The 17,669-nt window shown below is 62.2% G+C and carries 14 protein-coding genes, 1 tRNA gene and 1 pseudogene; 11 read left to right on the forward strand and 5 right to left on the reverse strand.

Features of this window, described 5'->3' with window-relative positions:
• Nucleotides 1-15 precede the first annotated feature (15 nt).
• The 3 genes and pseudogenes from AAFL97_RS08990 to AAFL97_RS09000 all read right to left on the reverse strand — a co-directional run bounded on the left by AAFL97_RS08990 (nt 16) and on the right by AAFL97_RS09000 (nt 4,826).
• Nucleotides 16-1,554 (reverse strand): SpoVR family protein, encoded by a 1,539-nt coding sequence (locus tag AAFL97_RS08990; protein WP_341644617.1) that lies wholly within the window; start codon nt 1,552-1,554, stop codon nt 16-18.
• Entirely contained in the window at nt 1,551-2,834 is a 1,284-nt protein-coding gene (locus AAFL97_RS08995) for a YeaH/YhbH family protein (protein WP_263459378.1), read from the reverse strand. Before AAFL97_RS08995 ends, AAFL97_RS08990 begins: the two co-directional genes overlap by 4 nt.
• Nucleotides 2,835-2,902: 68 nt before the next feature.
• A pseudogene (locus AAFL97_RS09000) lies at nt 2,903-4,826 on the reverse strand (PrkA family serine protein kinase).
• A gap of 358 nt (nt 4,827-5,184) precedes the next feature.
• Between AAFL97_RS09000 and tig the strand changes: the two are divergent.
• The 11 genes from tig to AAFL97_RS09050 all read left to right on the forward strand — a co-directional run bounded on the left by tig (nt 5,185) and on the right by AAFL97_RS09050 (nt 14,952).
• The gene (gene tig / locus AAFL97_RS09005) at nt 5,185-6,489 is read left to right on the forward strand and encodes a trigger factor (protein WP_341644618.1); all 1,305 of its coding nucleotides are present in this window, start codon (nt 5,185-5,187) and stop codon (nt 6,487-6,489) included.
• Nucleotides 6,490-6,509: 20 nt separating this feature from the next.
• On the forward strand, nt 6,510-7,148 hold the full coding sequence (gene clpP, locus AAFL97_RS09010) for an ATP-dependent Clp endopeptidase proteolytic subunit ClpP (protein WP_068635121.1): 639 nt from the start codon (nt 6,510-6,512) through the stop codon (nt 7,146-7,148).
• An 18-nt stretch (nt 7,149-7,166) separates the two neighbouring features.
• A complete protein-coding gene (clpX, locus tag AAFL97_RS09015; RefSeq protein ID WP_341644619.1) occupies nt 7,167-8,435 on the forward strand; it encodes an ATP-dependent Clp protease ATP-binding subunit ClpX in 1,269 nt (422 codons plus the stop codon).
• 113 nt (nt 8,436-8,548) lie between these two features.
• Nucleotides 8,549-10,960: an endopeptidase La gene (gene lon, locus AAFL97_RS09020; RefSeq protein ID WP_341644620.1), complete on the forward strand. Its 2,412-nt coding sequence runs from the start codon at nt 8,549-8,551 to the stop codon at nt 10,958-10,960.
• Between the two features lie 230 nt (nt 10,961-11,190).
• Nucleotides 11,191-11,463: an HU family DNA-binding protein gene (locus AAFL97_RS09025; RefSeq protein WP_341644621.1), complete on the forward strand. Its 273-nt coding sequence runs from the start codon at nt 11,191-11,193 to the stop codon at nt 11,461-11,463.
• Between the two features lie 40 nt (nt 11,464-11,503).
• Nucleotides 11,504-11,579: transfer RNA gene (locus AAFL97_RS09030), tRNA-Val, on the forward strand.
• 152 nt (nt 11,580-11,731) lie between these two features.
• A complete protein-coding gene (locus tag AAFL97_RS09035; protein WP_341644622.1) occupies nt 11,732-12,037 on the forward strand; it encodes a phage integrase central domain-containing protein in 306 nt (101 codons plus the stop codon).
• A 158-nt stretch (nt 12,038-12,195) separates the two neighbouring features.
• Nucleotides 12,196-13,149, forward strand: a complete 954-nt coding sequence (locus tag AAFL97_RS09040) for a hypothetical protein (protein ID WP_341644623.1) — start codon at nt 12,196-12,198, stop codon at nt 13,147-13,149.
• Nucleotides 13,146-13,736: a hypothetical protein gene (locus tag AAFL97_RS09045; protein WP_341644624.1), complete on the forward strand. Its 591-nt coding sequence runs from the start codon at nt 13,146-13,148 to the stop codon at nt 13,734-13,736. Before AAFL97_RS09040 ends, AAFL97_RS09045 begins: the two co-directional genes overlap by 4 nt.
• Before the next feature lie 359 nt (nt 13,737-14,095).
• On the forward strand, nt 14,096-14,443 hold the full coding sequence (locus tag AAFL97_RS24610; protein WP_445954480.1) for a CFI-box-CTERM domain-containing protein: 348 nt from the start codon (nt 14,096-14,098) through the stop codon (nt 14,441-14,443).
• Nucleotides 14,419-14,952, forward strand: a complete 534-nt coding sequence (locus tag AAFL97_RS09050; protein ID WP_341644625.1) for a hypothetical protein — start codon at nt 14,419-14,421, stop codon at nt 14,950-14,952. The genes AAFL97_RS24610 and AAFL97_RS09050 overlap by 25 nt, the downstream gene beginning before the upstream one ends.
• Before the next feature lie 4 nt (nt 14,953-14,956).
• On the opposite strand, the gene AAFL97_RS09055 is transcribed toward AAFL97_RS09050, so the two are convergent.
• Complete coding sequence (locus AAFL97_RS09055; protein WP_341644626.1) at nt 14,957-15,160, reverse strand: hypothetical protein; 204 nt, start codon at nt 15,158-15,160, stop codon at nt 14,957-14,959.
• 152 nt (nt 15,161-15,312) lie between these two features.
• Nucleotides 15,313-17,412 (reverse strand): hypothetical protein, encoded by a 2,100-nt coding sequence (locus AAFL97_RS09060; protein WP_341644627.1) that lies wholly within the window; start codon nt 17,410-17,412, stop codon nt 15,313-15,315.
• Between the last annotated feature and the right edge of the window lie 257 nt (nt 17,413-17,669).

Below are 17,669 nucleotides of genomic sequence, written 5' to 3' on the forward strand. Positions count from 1 at the left end.
GCAAGCGGGCGAGCTTCAGCCGGCGTCGCCGATGCGGCGCTTGTCGCTGCGTATCTCGGTGTGCAGTTCGATCTGGCCCTCTGCCCCGACCGTCTCCAGGCGGACGGTGAAACCCCACAGGCGGGCCAGGTGCTTCATGACTTCGCCGGTGGAGTCGCCCAGCGGGCGGCGGCTGTGCTGCTGGTGGCGCAGCGTCAGCGAGCGGTCGCCGCGCAGATCGACGTTCCAGACCTGGACGTTGGGTTCCCGGGCGCCGAGGTTGTAGTGGTCGGAGAGGACGTCGCGCACGTGGCGGAAACCTTCGTCGTCATGGATGGCCGAGACCTTCAGCTTGTTCTGGCGGTCGTCGTCGAGCACCGCGAACATGCGGAAGTTGCGCATGACCTTGGGCGACAGGTATTGGGCGATGAAGCTCTCGTCCTTGAAGTTGCGCATCGCGAAGTCGAAGGTCTCGAGCCAGTCGCTGCCGGCGATCTCCGGGAACCAGCGGCGGTCCTCGTCGTCCGGGTGCTCGCAGATGCGGCGGATGTCCTGCCACATCGCGAAACCGAGCGCGTAGGGGTTGATGCCGTTGTACCAGGCGGCGTTGTAGGGCGGCTGGTACACCACGTTGGTGTGCGACTGCAGGAACTCGAGCATGAAGCTGTCGGCGAGCAGGCCTTCGTCGTACAGGTGGTTGAGCAGGGTGTAGTGCCAGAAGGTGGCCCAGCCTTCGTTCATGACCTGGGTCTGGCGCTGGGGGAAGAAGTACTGCGCGATCTTGCGCACGATGCGCACGATCTCGCGCTGCCAGGGTTCGAGCAGCGGGGCGTTCTTTTCGACGAAATAGAGCAGGTTCTCCTCGGGTTCGAGCGGGAAGCGGCTCGGCGATTCGGCGCGGGCATGGATGTCGTGCGCCGGCAGCGTGCGCCAGAGTTCATTGACCTGGCTCTGCAGATAGTTCTCGCGGTCCTGCTGGCGGAGCTTTTCCTTGGCGAGCGAGAGCTTGGGCGGGCGCTTGTAGCGGTCCACGCCGAGGTTCATCAGCGCGTGGCAGGCGTCGAGCAGGGTTTCGACCTCCTCCTCGCCGTGGCGCTCCTCGCATTCGCCGATGTAGTTCCGCGCGAAGATCAGGTAGTCGATGATGGCGTCGGCGTTGGTCCAGGTGCGGAACAGGTAGTTGCCCTTGAAGAAGCTGTTGTGGCCGTAGGCGGCATGGGCGATCACCAGGCCCTGCATCGTCAGGGTGTTTTCCTCCATCAGGTAGGCGATGCAGGGGTTGGAGTTGATGACGATTTCGTAGGCCAGCCCCATCTGGCCGCGGCGGTAGCCCTTCTCGGTGGCGAGGAAGTGCTTGCCGAAGGACCAGTGGTGGTAGTTGACCGGCATGCCGACCGAGGCGTAGGCGTCCATCATCTGCTCGGCGGTGATGATCTCGATCTGCACCGGATAGGTGTCGAGCCCGTAGTGGGCGGCGACGCGGGCGATTTCGCCGTGGTAGCGGTCGATGCTTTCGACCGACCATTCCGAGCCGCGCGGCAGCGGTTCGAGCTTGCGGGTGGTGGTGGCCGTCATAGGATCGTCTTCTTGAACAGTTCGCGGAACACCGGGTAGATGTCGGCCGGCGATTCGATCCGCTGCATCGCGAAGTGGGGTTGTTCGTCGGCGATGCGGGCGTATTCGCGCCACAGGTTCTGCGGCTCGCCGGCAGTGATCTCGATGTAAGCGAAGTACTGGCAACTGGGCAGGATGTCGCGGGTGAGCAACTGGCTGCACAGCGGCGAGTCGTTGTCCCAGTTGTCGCCGTCCGAGGCCTGCGCGCCGTAGATGTTCCACTGGCCGTTGGCGTAGCGCTGGCGCAGGATGTCGCGCATCAGCAGCAGCGCGCTGGATACCACGGTGCCGCCGGATTCGCGCGAGTGGAAGAATTCGTCCTCGTCGACTTCCTTGGCCACGGTGTGATGGCGGATGAAGACGACTTCTATATGTTCGTAGCTGCGCGTCAGGAACAGGTAGAGCAGCATGAAAAAGCGCTTGGCGGTGGATTTGCGCTCCTCGCTCATCGAGCCGGAGACGTCCATCAGGCAGAACATCACCGCCCGCGTGGTGGGGCAGGGCACGCGGATGCGGTTGTTGTAGCGCAGGTCGAAGCGCTCGATGAAGGGGATCTGCTCGATCTTCTCGCGCAGCCTGGCGATTTCCTCGCGCAGCGCGCGGGCCTCCTCGCTGTCCCCGCAGGCTTCTTCGCCGCTGCAGCGGGCCAGGAGTTCGTCGAGCTGCTGCTGGAGTTCACGCAGCTTGCCGGCGTAGGGCGAGCCGAGCGCAAGCCGGCGGCCGAGCGCGCTGCGCATCGAGCGGATGATGTTGATGTTCGCCGGCACGCCGTCGGCGGTGAAGCCGGCGCGCTGGGTCTTGTATTCGGTGACCTTGGCCAACTGGGTGCGGACCAGGCGCGGCAGTTCGAGATCCTCGAAGAACAGGTCGAGGAATTCCTCGCGCGAGAGCTGGAAGACGAAATCGTCCTCGTGCTCGCCTTCGTTGCTCGCCTTGCCCTGGCCGGAGCCGCCCGCGCCGCCGCCGAGCGGGCGGTTGATGAGGTCGCCGGCGCTGAACTGGTCGTTGCCGGAGAAGACCTGTTCCCAGATGCCGCCCCGGCCGTGATGCAGCGAAGGCTCGGACAGGTCGCGCGCGGGGATGGCGACTTCCTCGCCGTTCTCCAGGTCGCGGATCGAACGGCCCTCGATTGCGCCGGACACCGCCTTGCGGATCTGCTGCTTGAAGCGACGCATGAAGCGCTGGCGGTTAACCGTGCTCTTGTTCTTGCTGTCGAAGCGTCGATCGATGATGCGGACCATGCCTCCTCCTCGGGCCGAAGCCGGCAAGGGTGCGCGCCATGACGGGCGCGCACCTCATCCGCACGGATTCACGAAGACTTGCGTACGCGCAGATACCATTCGCACAGCAGGCGCACCTGCTTCTCGGTGTAGCCCTTCTCGATCATGCGGTCGACGAAGTCCTGGTGCTTCTTCTGCTCGTCGGCGCTGGCCTTGGTGTTGAAGCTGATCACCGGCAGCAGGTCCTCGGTATTGGAGAACATCTTCTTCTCGATCACCGCGCGCAGCTTCTCGTAGGAGGTCCAGCTCGGGTTGCGGCCGTCGTTCTTGGCGCGGGCGCGTAGCACGAAGTTCCACGACTTCGTTGCGGAAGTCCTTCGGGTTACTGATGCCGGCCGGCTTCTCGATCTTCTCCAGTTCGTCGTTGAGCGCGGAGCGGTCGAGGATCTCGCCGGTGTTCGGATCGCGGAACTCCTGGTCCTGGATCCAGAAGTCGGCATAGGTCACGTAGCGGTCGAAGATGTTCTGGCCGTACTCGGAATAGCTTTCGAGATACGCGGTCTGGATTTCCTTGCCGATGAACTCCGCGTAGCGCGGCGCCAGGTACTCCTTGATGTAGCCCATGTAGCGCGCTTCGGTCTCGGGCGGGAACTGCTCGGCCTCGATCTGCTGTTCGAGTACGTACATCAGGTGCACCGGGTTGGCGGCGACTTCGCGGTGGTCGAAGTTGAACACCTTGGACAGGGCCTTGAAGGCGAAGCGGGTGGAGAGCCCGGTCATGCCTTCGTCGACGCCGGCATAGTCGCGGTATTCCGGGTAGCTCTTGGCCTTGGGGTCGGTGTCCTTGAGGTTCTCGCCGTCGTAGACGCGCATCTTGGAGAAGATGCTGGAGTTCTCGGGTTCCTTCAGCCGCGACAGTACCGAGAACTGGGCCATCATCTTCAGCGTGTCGGGGGCGCAGGGCGCTTCGGACAGCGAGCTGTGGGCCAGCAGCTTCTCGTAGATGCGGATTTCGTCCGACACCCGCAGGCAGTAGGGCACCTTGACCGTGTAGATGCGGTCGAGGAAGGCCTCGTTGTTGCGGTTGTTCTTGAACGCGACCCATTCGGACTCGTTCGAGTGCGCCATCACGATGCCGTCGAACGGGATCGCGCCGAAACCTTCCGTGCCCTTGTAGTTGCTTTCCTGGGTCGCGGTGAGCAGCGGGTGCAGGACCTTGATCGGCGCCTTGAACATCTCGACGAATTCGAGCAGACCGCGGTTGGCCAGGCACAGGCCGCCGGAGTAGCTGTAGGCGTCGGGGTCGTCCTGCGAGTACTGCTCGAGCTTGCGGATATCGACCTTGCCGACCAGCGAGGAGATGTCCTGGTTGTTCTCGTCGCCCGGCTCGGTCTTGGCGACCGCGGTCTGGCGCAGCACCGACGGCATCAGCTTGACGACGCGGAACCGGGTGATGTCGCCGCCGAACTCGTGCAGGCGCTTGACCGCCCACGGGCTCATGATGGTGTCGAGGTAGCGGCGCGGAATGTGGAAGTCGTCCTCGAGGATGCGGCCGTCTTCCTGGGCATCGAACAGGCCGAGCGGCGACTCGTGCACCGGCGAGCCCTTGACCGCGTAGAAGGGAATCCTCTCGATCAGCGACTTCAGCTTTTCCGCCAGCGAGGATTTGCCGCCGCCGACCGGGCCGAGCAGGTAGAGGATCTGCTTCTTCTCCTCCAGCCCCTGCGCGGCGTGGCGGAAGTAGGAGACGATCTGCTCGATCGCCTCTTCCATGCCGTAGAAGTCGCGGAAGGCCGGATAGAGGCGGATGAGCTTGTTGGAGAAGATGCGCGAGCGGCGCGGGTCGAGGCGGGTGTCGACCAGTTCGGGCTCGCCGATCGCGGCCAGCATGCGTTCCGCGGCCGAGGCATAGGCCATGCGGTCGCTGCGGCAGAGTTCGAGGTACTCCTGCAGCGACATTTCCTCTTCGCGCGATGCCTCGAAGCGGGCCTGGTAAGCATTGAAGATGGACATGGCAATCTCCCTGACGATCGATGCGAGGGGTGCGTGCCTGATGATGATACGCGACCTGTGTCCTGCCACCTGCATCCAGTCGTATGACGGTGAGCGCGGACGCGCGCCTGCGCGGATGCCGGCTCTGTAGCATCAGAGGCTCCGCGCGGGTGCGAGTTCCGCGTCCGGGCACCTGCCCGCGGCGTTTTCGTGCATGGCATCACGGTCTCATCCAGTCCCCAAGCGTGACGCGGGCGCTGTGCTAGAATCCCGCTCTTCGTTCAACGCGTTTGCGCTGGCGATGTGTGCGTGCGTCCTTGTCGAAGATGCATGCCGACGCCGGCGAGAACGGTTTTTTTGACTTCTCAGGATCGACCCAATGGAGCAGAACCAGGTAACCCCGAGCGCACTCGAGCGCCGTATCGACATCGCCGTTTCGCTGGCGGACATCGAGAAAGAGGTGGATGCCCGCCTCAAGCGCATGGCGCGTACGGTGAAGATGCCGGGGTTCCGCCCGGGCAAGGTGCCGATGAAGATCGTCGCCCAGACCCATGGCGGCCAGGCCCGCGGCGAAGCGGTCGGCGCAGCGGTCGAGAAGGCTTTCGGCGACAAGGTGCGCGAGCAGAACCTGCGCGTGGCCGGCTACCCGAACATCGAGCCCAAGGACGCTGCCACTGAAGGCACGCTGGAATTCAGTGCCGTGTTCGAGATTTACCCGGAAGTCGCCATCGGTGATCTCGCCGGCCAGCAGATCGAACGTCCGACCCTGGTGGTCGGCGATGCCGAAGTCGACAAGACGCTCGACGTGCTGCGCAAGCAGCGCACCTCCTTCACCGCGGCCGATCGTGCCGCCGCCGAAGGCGACCGTGTCGTGATCGACTTCACCGGCCGCAAGGACGGCGAAGTGTTCCAGGGCGGCCAGGCCGAGGACTTCCCCTTCGTGATCGGCGCCGGCGCGATGCTGAAGGACTTCGAGACTGCGGTGACCGGCCTGACGGCGGGCGAGAGCAAGACTTTCGACATGACCTTCCCGGACGACTACCATGCTGCCGAACTGGCCGGCAAGACCGTCCAGTTCGAGATCAAGCTCAAGCAGGTCGAAGGCCCGGTGCTGCCGGAGATCGATGCCGACTTCGCCCGTTCGCTGGGCGTGGCCGACGGTGACGTCGCCAAGCTGCGCGAAGAGGTCAAGGGCAACCTCGAGCGCGAGGTCAAGCGCCGCATCCAGGCCAAGGTCAAGGAGCAGGTGATGAACGCGCTGATCGCCGTGACCCCGATCGAAGTGCCGAAGGCGCTGGTGCAGGGCGAGTCGCAGCAACTGGCCGAAAATGCCCGCCGCGATCTGGAAATGCGCGGCATGAAGACCAAGGACATTCCGGTCGATCCGTCGTGGTTCACCGAGCAGGCCGAGCGCCGCGTCCGTCTGGGCCTGATCATGGCCGAGCTGGTCAAGGCCAACGAGCTGCACGCCAAGCCCGAGCAGGTCCGCACGCTGGTCGAGGAAATGGCGCAGAGCTACGAGGATCCGTCCGAACTGGTGCGCTGGTACTACGCCCAACCCGAGCGCCTGGCCCAGGCAGAAGCCGTGGTGATCGAGGACAATGTCGTCGCCTGGGTCAGCGAGAAGGCCCAGACCACCGACAAGGACGTGACTTTCGACGAACTGATGGGCAACGCGGCCTGAGTCCGCAAAGGGTCTGACCAATGATGCAAGGAACACCCCAGCACAGCAGCGACTGGAACCCGGTCGGCCTCGGCCTGGTTCCGATGGTGGTCGAACAGAGCGGTCGCGGCGAGCGCGCCTACGACATCTATTCGCGCCTTCTGAAGGAGCGGGTGGTGTTCCTGGTCGGGCCCGTCAATGACGTGACCGCCAACCTGATCGTCGCCCAGTTGCTGTTCCTCGAATCCGAGAATCCGGACAAGGACATCTCGTTCTACATCAACTCGCCCGGCGGCTCGGTCACCGCCGGCATGGCGATCTACGACACCATGCAGTTCATCAAGCCGAACGTCAGCACGCTGTGCATCGGCCAGGCGGCGAGCATGGGCGCCTTCCTGCTGGCGGCGGGCGAGAAGGGCAAGCGCTTCATCCTGCCCAACTCGCGCGTCATGATCCACCAGCCGCTGGGCGGCTTCCAGGGCCAGGCCTCGGACATCGAGATCCACGCCCGCGAAATCCTCTACCTGCGTTCGCGCCTGAACGAGATGCTGTCCAAGCACACCGGCCAGCCGCTCGAACGCATCGAGAAGGACACCGACCGCGACAACTTCATGTCAGCCGCGGCGGCGGTCGAGTACGGCCTGGTGGACAAGATCCTGACCAGCCGCGACGACACCTGATTCAGGAGAACCCCCGACATGACGGACAAGAAGGCTGGCGGCGACAAGCTGCTGTACTGCTCCTTCTGCGGCAAGAGCCAGCACGAGGTGCGCAAGCTGATCGCCGGCCCTTCGGTCTTCATCTGCGACGAATGCATCGAACTGTGCAACGACATCATCCGTGACGAGGTCGTTGGCGCCGCAGACCCGGAAGGCACCAAGGGCGCGCTGCCCACGCCGCGCGAAATCTGCGAGATCCTCGACCAGTACGTGATCGGCCAGGGACAGGCCAAGCGCAATCTCGCGGTGGCGGTGTACAACCACTACAAGCGCCTGCGCCACGTCGAGGCGCGGGAAGACGACGTCGAACTGGCCAAGAGCAACATCCTGCTGATCGGGCCCACCGGCTCGGGCAAGACGCTGCTGGCGCAGACGCTGGCGCGCCTGCTCGACGTGCCCTTCGTGATGGCCGACGCGACGACGCTGACCGAAGCCGGCTACGTCGGCGAGGACGTCGAGAACATCATCCAGAAGCTGCTGCAGAAGTGCGACTACGACGTCGACAAGGCGCAGCAGGGCATCATCTACATCGACGAGATCGACAAGATCTCGCGCAAGGCCGACAACCCCTCGATCACCCGCGATGTGTCGGGCGAGGGCGTGCAGCAGGCGCTGCTGAAGCTGGTCGAAGGCACGGTGGCCTCGATCCCGCCGCAGGGCGGGCGCAAGCACCCGAACCAGGACTTCATCCAGATCGACACCACCAACGTGCTGTTCATCTGCGGCGGCGCCTTCGACGGCCTGGAAAAGGTCATCCGCAACCGTACCGAGAAGGTCGGCATCGGCTTCGGTGCCGAGGTCAAGAGCAAGGAAGGCAAGAACCTCACCGACACCTTCCGCCAGGTCGAACCCGAGGATCTGATCAAGTTCGGCCTGATCCCCGAACTGATCGGCCGCCTGCCGGTCGTCGCCACGCTGCAGGAACTCGACGAGGCTGCGCTGATCCAGATCCTGGTCGAGCCCAAGAACGCACTGGTCAAGCAGTACCAGAAACTGTTTTCGATGGAAGGCGTCGAACTCGAGATTCGTCCGGCGGCGCTGCATGCGGTGGCCCGCAAGGCGATCCGGCGCAAGACGGGGGCACGTGGCCTGCGCTCCATCCTCGAAGCGTCCCTGCTCGACATCATGTACGACCTGCCGACCTTGAACGGTGTCGAAAAGGTGGTTGTCGATGAGGCGACCATCGAGGAAGGCGGCAAGCCGCTGCTGATCTACGCCGAGCAGCCGAAAGTGTCGGGTGCCAACTGAGACCGGCGAAGCGGACCCGTGTGATCGTCGTCCAGCCGTGGGTCGTCCCCGTCGCTTGAATTTCCAGGTCATGCCCATACATGGGTATGACCTTTCTCATAAGGAAAATTAAAATGTCGGGTTCCGCTGAACTCCCCAACGGACAACTGGAAATGCCGCTGCTGCCGCTGCGCGACGTGGTGGTGTTTCCGCACATGGTCATCCCGCTGTTCGTCGGACGGCCCAAGTCGATCAAGGCGCTCGAAAGCGCGATGGAAGCCGGCAAGAGCATCCTGCTCGTCGCGCAGAAGTCGGCGGCCAAGGACGAGCCGGCGATCGAAGATCTCTATTCCATCGGCTGCATCGCCAACATCCTGCAGATGCTGAAGCTGCCCGACGGCACCATCAAGGTGCTGGTCGAGGGCGTGCGCCGCGCGCGGGTGGACTCGGTCGAGGACCTGCGCCACCTGTTCGTCGCCAAGGTGACGCCGGTGAAGGTGACCGAGGTCGATACCAACGAAGTCGAGGCCATGCGCCGCGCGATCGTTGCCCAGTTCGACCAGTACGTCAAACTGAACAAGAAGATCCCGCCCGAGATCCTGACCTCGCTGGCCGGTATCGAGGAAGCCGGCCGCCTGGCCGACACCATCGCCGCCCACCTGCCGCTCAAGCTCGAACAGAAGCAGGACGTGCTCGAGATGTTCGACACCGGTGAGCGCCTCGAAAAGCTGCTGAACCAGCTCGAAGCCGAGCTGGACATCCTGCAGGTCGAAAAGCGCATCCGCGGCCGCGTCAAGCGCCAGATGGAGAAGAGCCAGCGCGAGTACTACCTGAACGAACAGGTCAAGGCCATCCAGAAGGAACTCGGCGAAGGCGAAGAGGGCGCCGACCTCGAGGAGATGGACAAGAAGATCAAGGCCGCCGGCATGCCCAAGGAGGCGCTCGCCAAGGCCCAGGCCGAGTTCAAGAAGCTGCGCCTGATGTCGCCGATGTCGGCCGAAGCCACCGTCGTGCGCAACTACATCGACACCCTGATCGGCCTGCCGTGGAAGAAGAAGTCCCGCGTCAGCAAGGATCTGGCCGAGGCGGAGAAGGTGCTCGACAAGGACCACTACGGCCTGGAGCGGGTCAAGGAACGCATCCTCGAATACCTTGCCGTGCAGCAGCGCGTGGACAAGGTCAAGGCGCCGATCCTGTGCCTGGTCGGCCCCCCGGGCGTGGGCAAGACCTCGCTCGGCCAGTCGATCGCCAAGGCCACCAACCGCAAGTTCATCCGCATGGCGCTCGGCGGCGTGCGCGACGAAGCCGAGATCCGCGGCCATCGCCGCACCTACATCGGCTCGATGCCGGGCAAGATCCTGCAGAACATGAGCAAGGTCGGCGTCAAGAACCCGCTGTTCCTGCTCGACGAAGTCGACAAGCTCGGCATGGACTTCCGCGGCGATCCCAGCTCGGCGCTGCTCGAAGTGCTCGACCCGGAGCAGAACCACACTTTCCAGGACCATTACATCGAAGTCGATTTCGACCTCTCCGACGTAATGTTCGTGGCCACCGCCAATACGCTGAACCTGCCGCCGGCACTGCTCGACCGCATGGAGGTGATCCGTCTGTCCGGCTACACCGAGGACGAGAAGGTCAACATCGCCCAGCGTTACCTGCTGCCCAAGCAGATCAAGAACAACGGCCTCAAGCAGGAAGAAATCTCGGTCACCGAGGAAGCCCTGCGTGACGTCGTGCGCTACTACACCCGCGAAGCCGGCGTGCGCAGCCTGGAACGCGAGATCTCCAAGATCTGCCGTAAAGTGGTCAAGCAGCTCGTGCTCAAGAGCCGCAGCAGCAAGATCATCGTCAACGCCAAGAATCTCGACAAGTTCCTCGGCGTGCGCAAGTACAGCTTCGGCATCGCCGAGAAGCAGAACCAGCTCGGCCAGGTCACCGGTCTGGCGTGGACCGAGGTCGGCGGCGAACTGCTGACCGTCGAAGCGGTGCAACTGCCCGGCAAGGGCAAGGTGCTGACCACCGGCAAGCTCGGCGAAGTGATGCAGGAGTCCATCCAGGCCGCGCTGTCGGTCGTGCGCAAGCGCGCCCGCTCGCTCGGCATCGACGAGGATTTCCACCAGAAGAGCGACATGCACATCCACCTGCCGGAAGGCGCGATCCCGAAGGACGGCCCGTCCGCCGGCATCGCGATCAGCACCGCGCTGGTGTCGGTGCTGACCGGCATCCCGGTGCGCTGCGACGTGGCGATGACCGGCGAGATCACGCTGCGCGGTGAAGTCCTGCCGATCGGCGGCCTGAAGGAGAAGCTGCTGGCCGCGGTGCGCGGCGGCATCCGCACGGCGCTGATCCCGGAAGAGAACGTCAAGGACCTGGCGGAAATTCCGGAGAACATCAAGAACGCCCTGGAGATCGTGCCCGTCAAGTGGATCGATCAGGTGCTCGAGCGCGCGCTGGAACGGCGCCCCGAGCCGCTGCCCGAAGAGGTGGCGGCGCCGGTGGCGCCTGCCGATCCGGACGCGGTCGGCGCTGCCCAGCGGCCGCACTGAGTTCCGGCAGACCCTCCGGGCGTAGTTGATAACGGCCCCCTGAGCAAAGCCGCAGCGTGTGTCATGCACGCTGCGGCTTTGTCATGTGGTGTATCACGCGTTGACCCGCCGAAGTGCGCGCGCTATAAAAACCGGAAATCGGCAGAACAGCAGGCTGTAGCGGACATCCGTACCGACGCGGATAAGCAGTGAGCGTCATCCCATCGCAGTGCACTTTCGGAGGGATTCAAGTGAACAAAGCAGAACTGATCGACGTCATCGCAGCACAGGCCGAAATCTCCAAGGCCACGGCAGGCCGAGCCCTGGATGCAGTCGTCGCGGGGGTGGTGGAGGCCCTCAAAGGCGGCGACAGCGTCACGCTGGTGGGTTTCGGTTCGTTTTATGTCGGTGAGCGAGCGGCGCGCACCGGCCGCAATCCGCGTACCGGCAAGAACATCAAGATCAAGGCAGCGAAAGTCCCGAAATTCCGTGCTGGCAAAGGCCTGAAAGATGCAGTAAACTGACGGGCTTTACTGGGCCGCCTGCCAAAGGCGGTTTCAGCGCGGGTGCTTAGCTCAGTTGGTAGAGCGTCGCCCTTACAAGGCGAATGTCGGCGGTTCGACCCCGTCAGCACCCACCAGACAAGAGCTTGATTATTAAGCGAAAACGAAGGCCCGCGAAAGCGGGCCTTCCTACTTATACCCCAGCCTAGCACAGCCACTTCCAACCAAATATGGGGTGCTGAGATGCCTCTGAACGACGCAGGCCTACAAGCTCGCGGACGAGCGCGGATTGTATCTGTTGTCCGGCCCACAGGTGGAAAACTCTGGCAGTTTGGACTGCCGTTACGACGGCAAGCGCAAGACGCTTGCCCCGGAAGGCTATCCTGACGTAGCGCTTGCCGATGCACGTGAGGCGAGAGGATCGGGCGCTCGACCAATCGCGGAGATCATGGCGCCGGAGCTGTTGAGCACGCTCAGGCGTATCAAGGTGCGAGGCGCGATCGACTCCGCCCACCGTGCCAAGCAGATCGCTGGCCAGGTTTTTCGCTATGGCATCGTCACTGGCCGGGCGGATCGAAGCTCCGCGGCGCCTTGACGCCAGGTTCTTCTAATCATTTTTCGAAAGACTGGCTTTTCCGTCATCGTTTTTTCTTCGCTATTCATTGGATTTGTGCAACCATTTCAGTCATCATTTTTCTCTTTTCACGGCCGATCATCATCGTTTTTTGATGACCATAAGGGGACTTCTGTAACATGCAGATCGGTTTCAAGGCCTTGGAGGCCCAGTTCGGCATCGTCCTGGTACAGCCCCTGCGCGTGGAGTCCACCATCGGCACCACCCGTTCGGTGCGGGAGTCGCCAGAGCGCATCCAGAACCAGTACCCGGGTGTCCGGCCGGACGATACCTTTGCCGGGCATTTCGAGTTCGGCCTGAAGTACGAGGAAATCCACCTCGAATTCTTTGCGCGGCTGTTTGCCGCCTGCGGTCCGGAGCCGCTCGAACAGTGGTGCAGGGCGGAACCGTTCGGCCAGTATGCGCGCCGTGCGGCCTTCTTCTACGAGTGGCTCACCGGGCGCCGGCTGGACGTCCCGGACCTGAGCGGCGGGACCTATGTCGACGCGGTGTCCGCCGATACCTACCTGACGCGCACCGAGGCCGTCCGGGAGCGGCGCTGGCGGATCAACAACAACCTGCCGGGTACGCCTGCGTTCTGCCCCCTCATCCGCCGCACCCCGACCCTCGGCCAGGCGTTGCAGTTCGACCCGTTCGGCGCGATCGTGGAACTGGATCGCCAGTTCGGCGAGGACGTGCTGATGCGCGCCGCGGCGTGGCTCACGCTCAAGGAGTCACGGGCGAGCTTCCTGATCGAGCACGAGGCAGACAAGACCGACCGCATCAAGCGGTTTGCCCACGTCATGGCCGAGCACTGCGGCAAGCTCGAAGTGCCGCTCGGCATCGGCAGCCTCACCGTGCTGCAGAAGGGCATCCTCGGCGAGACGGCGCTTCGGCTCGGCACGCGCCGATCGCCGGTCTTCGTCGGCCAGGCAACCCTTCGCGACGACATCGTCCACTACATCGGCCCCCACTTTTCGGTGTTGGACGGAATGCTGGACGGTCTGAAGGCGTTCGAGCAGGCGACCCGCGGACGGGAGGCGCTGGCGCGGGCGGCCGCCATCGCGTTCGGTTTCGTCACATCCACCCGATGAGCGATGGCAACGGACGCATCCACCGCTTCCTCATCAACGACACGCTGCAGCGCGACAAGGCCATTCCGGCCGGTGTGGTCCTGCCCGTGTCGGCGACCATCACCGGCGTGCGCGAGTTCGGCCACGGCTACGACCGGGTGCTGGAGGTGTTCTCGCGCCCCTTCATGCGGCGATACGACACCGCGCACCGATTCGGGGAGATGGTCACGTACGAAGACGGCGTGCGGTCGAACTTCGTGTTCGATGCCTACGACGACGCCAACCATGCCTGGCGCTACCCGGATCTCACCGAGCACGCGATCTATACTGCCCAACTCGTCGCCCACACGATCCGGCACGAGATGGCGGACGAAGCCCGCGTCCTGCTGCGATTCGAGCTCGCGCAGCGGCGCATCAAGGACGTGCTGGAGATGCCGGACCCGGACGCCGTGCGCATGATCCGGTCGATCAAGGAGAACGGATGGCGAATCTCGGGCAAGCTCGCAAAGGAGTATGCGGTGCTCCGTGACGAGGCCCTGGCCTTGCGCGTTGTCGAGGCCGTGCAGTCCGCGTTCGAGGATCGCGAGCCGGCGCCCATCATCGAGTGAGCGCATGGCCCCTGGTCGGCGCACGCCGGGACGCCTGACCGTGCTGGCGGTGGGGTGGCTGCATGCGCTGGCCGTATCGGCGGTGTTCCTCCCGCTCTATTGACGACGCATAGGTTTCCCGAAACCCGCCGGCAGCGCGCCGCGGCCCGGATCGATTTCATGATGGACCGGGAATACTGCCGTTGGCGGGCGATGCGCGACAGACTCGGGGCAGGGCGGTGAGCGAGGCGGGCAGGGGGCGCCGCCGGTCCGGGCGCACCGTCAGCGCATCCCAACTGGCGCAGATGGGGGTGTGCGAACAACTGGTTCGGTTCGAGCACCTCCATGGCCAGCGACGATCGGCGCAGTAACGCGCCGACATGGCCCGCGCTGATGCCGAGCATTACCGGTTCCTGCGCGAGACCGAGTCGGGTCGAGGCGCCAGAGGTCCGTGCTTCATTGCGACCCTGGTGTACGGCGAAGGCTCGGAAGTCATGGTGCTGAGGCGCTTTCGCGATCGGGTGTTGCGCGCCTGGCCGATCGGTCGGGGCCTGATCCTGGTGTACTACCGCACCGCACCGCGCCGCGCCGGGCGTGTGCCGTGTCCTGGTAGGACGTCCCGTGCTGATCGGGGCGGTGCGTCTGATGCTCCGCCCCTTCGTGTGGGGGGCGAATCGCATTGCCGGCCGCGAAGGAGGGCGTCGTGCTTGAATGGACCGCCGCGGTGATCCTCGCGTTTGTCCTGCTGGCGTGGGCGTATTGCCTTCGCTGGCAGCCTGAGAATGCCTGGATGCCCCGGGAACTGCGGCGTGCCACGCTGGCTTATGCGGAGCAGCTCTTCAAGGCGCCCGGCTGGGTGATGCTCACCGCCAAGGTTGGCCGTGCCTATCGAGACCGCAGAGAGGTCATCATCCTGGTCGAACTGAAAACCCGCCGGCTGGATCGCCCGTATCTCTCCGACGTGATCGAACTGTCCGCCCAGCGCGCGGCCATCATGCGGCAGACGGGCGAACAGGTCGCCAGGCACGGATACGTGGTGATGCAGAGCCGACCCGGTCACAGAACCTCGCATCGTGTGGCCTTGCTCACCGACGATGAGGTCGACGAGCTGACCGTGCGCTGGGAAGCCATCGTGGATGGACATGCCCAGCCACGATGGTCTGGCGCGCCGCGCCTGTGCCGCAGATGTGGTTCGCGGGAACCTGCGCAGGCGCTGCGTTATTACGCCCATATATGACCAGTTAGCCCATTTTTTGACCATCCAGTCCGGCGATGTGACCAGTCAGAATCGACTCGCTGCCGGCGTTCAAACTGTCGTCGCCGGAAAGACAGGAAACAAAGTACATCGGCTGTTCGTGGCGACAGGCCATGGGCAGGTGCTCGGCCTCAGCTGCCGGCGAGGCCGCGCCGAACGAGTGGCAGCAGTCTGCCGACAGCTGCCGCACTGCGCTCGCCGCCGGCGACCAGCGGCTCTCTGCCTCATCGAACTGGCGGGGATCGACCTAAAGCGGTTCTACAAGGACGTTGGAGGCAAACATCCACGCTGCCGACGCAGGATTGTCGGTAGCAGCATGTACAAACGTAGCGCTTGCTATCGTCAGACCGATCGCCTTCCTTCACGGTCTTCCATCATGGCATCAAGTGAGCTAATCGGTATTCCTGAGGCCATGGTGCCATTCGCCGGATTGAGCAAGGGATTGATCACAGCTCGCCACCCGTTTCTCTCGGTCAATCGCATGAATTCGTCAAATTCAGAGTCGGAAAGGATGCTGCGAGTCTCATAGTCGGAAACATCGATCTTAGCTTCTCGCCAGTTTTCTATGAAATTTCGCAGCTTGAGCGGGTCGCTAATAAGCAGCACAGTGTCGAGAACCATCACTGGCTCCTCCGTGGATAAATATCGCAGATACAGCAGCGGTGCATACCAGTACCCCGGCCGGTGATAGCGCGCTGCGAAACGTTCGTCATATCTGCGGACGCGCGCAACTTCGACCGGAATGATGCGTTCCTTGCCGCCAAGCTGTTCAAGCAGTAGCGACCTCTGGCCGAATCCCTTTGACTGGTCCGTGTAACACAACGGATCAGAGCAGGAACGCGCTTCGTTGAAGGACTGATTTAGCCGCACAACAAAATCATCAGCCTCGGCTTTTGAAAATCTGTGCACCCCATTCCTCAGTGTCACTATTTCACGCCCGCCCCCCACAAGGGATATCTCTACGACGTATTGCTTCTCCAGCCACTTGAAATTGTCACTGCTCCAAAGAAGATGTGGGGTTCTGCCGACTACGATACTTGCATTTGCGATCGCAATTTGTCCTCCATGTGACGCACGAAACCAAGCGTTTGCGTCAAAATTCACCAACTCTGGATAGTCCTCGAAAAAATCCATCTTTGCCCTTCCAACCAGTCTATCGGCGGGCAGAAGGCATTTCGTATGGCATAGCCCAACAATAGGCTCCATTAAAGGTCCCTGCTCGACCAAACTAGGTTCCTTCTCAGAAACGGGACGCCCACAATGCAGACACCTGCCTGGATGTGGATTTTCGAGCACAGATTTTCTCAGCCGCTCGCGATGTATCTCTGAACATAGACCAACTTCAAGATCTTCATTCTTGTTCATTGGGTAAAACGTAACCTCCGCATCCCCGATCAAGCTCCGGTCGCCATCGATTAAGCGCATAAGTCCAGAATAGGTTGCAGCCCTTCTTAACAGAGGAATGCGGCGATCACCAGAAAGAACGACGCTGTCTTCAGTAAAGCAGATTCGTTCCGCACAGTCTTCATTAAATCGATAGAACTCCATTATTGAAATGCCTTGAGAAAATGGAGGCATTCCATCTGGCACCCGACAGAGCACGACTTCTTTCCCTACGGGGAAATTCATAGAACCGAACTTGAACTGCATCAGTTCATCGGACGCTTGGGGTGTGATGTTGCCTCCAAAAATCCGAAATTTCTTGTAATTCAATTCTGCGTCGCCGACTGCGAGTGTGTGGCGTGCTTTTGCATGCTCAATGCAATCTGCTATCAATTTTCCCCATACAGCCGTTGAGGCTACAAAATTACGGGATTGAAGCAGCAAGATCAGAGAATGTTCCAAAGAGTCGCCCGCTTCTACGTCAAGGGCTGCGACGAAACTTTTTCGTATGATCCGATCAGCAATCGCAAGGTTCCGAGACCGCCCCGCAATGGTCTGCAAATCACCTATTACCCGCCGCAATTCGACAATGATTTCGGTCAGCGCTTTCGGCTGATCTCGGAAAAAATCATGCTCAGGAGAAAGTCGAAATGCATCCAGGGCTGCTCGCATGTCGTATATAACTTTCTTTGAGGAGCGGCTGCTAGTGGTAAGAACGAATGCATCTCCATCCCTTGATCGACTACTCTCTTGGGATTCGAATTGCTTCAATACTGACCTAAGTTCCCCATCGGGAGAGAGCGAATAATCAATTCTTGCTTTTGCCTGAATGTATACGAGACGACCATTAGATAGAAATACATTAATGTCATCTATACTCTCTGCGGTCTCGAATCCAAGCGTAGCAGCTTGACCATCAAGGAGCAGATTTGATTCCACTCCGCAAATTGCCGTGGCCAATATGTAGCTTGCAACCCTTGCCTGATAGTTTGCGCCCGACGCTACTGCCGCTCCAGCACCAGAATTAGTCCCCACTTCCCCTCCCTCTAAAATATTCACAGCGTTTACAATTGTAGTGTCACCGACGCCTCGTCCAAGCTCCTCAGAGCCTTCTTCGAGAAAAGTTTAGCGCAGTCGATCACTCGAACGCCCTGAGAGCGACCGCTATTCGGCCAATTCTTGATGGTCAGCTCTTGGCCGGTAGTCCGTCGGCCTTCCATGAAGCCGCCGGCCGCTCCGCGGCGAGCAATCAGACTCCGATCAACAACCAAGGGGTCTGGCATGGAATGCTACGAGCATCGCGAACCCTAGAACAA

It is taken from the genome of Thauera sp. SDU_THAU2 (genome assembly GCF_038260575.1).
GTDB lineage: Bacteria > Pseudomonadota > Gammaproteobacteria > Burkholderiales > Rhodocyclaceae > Thauera.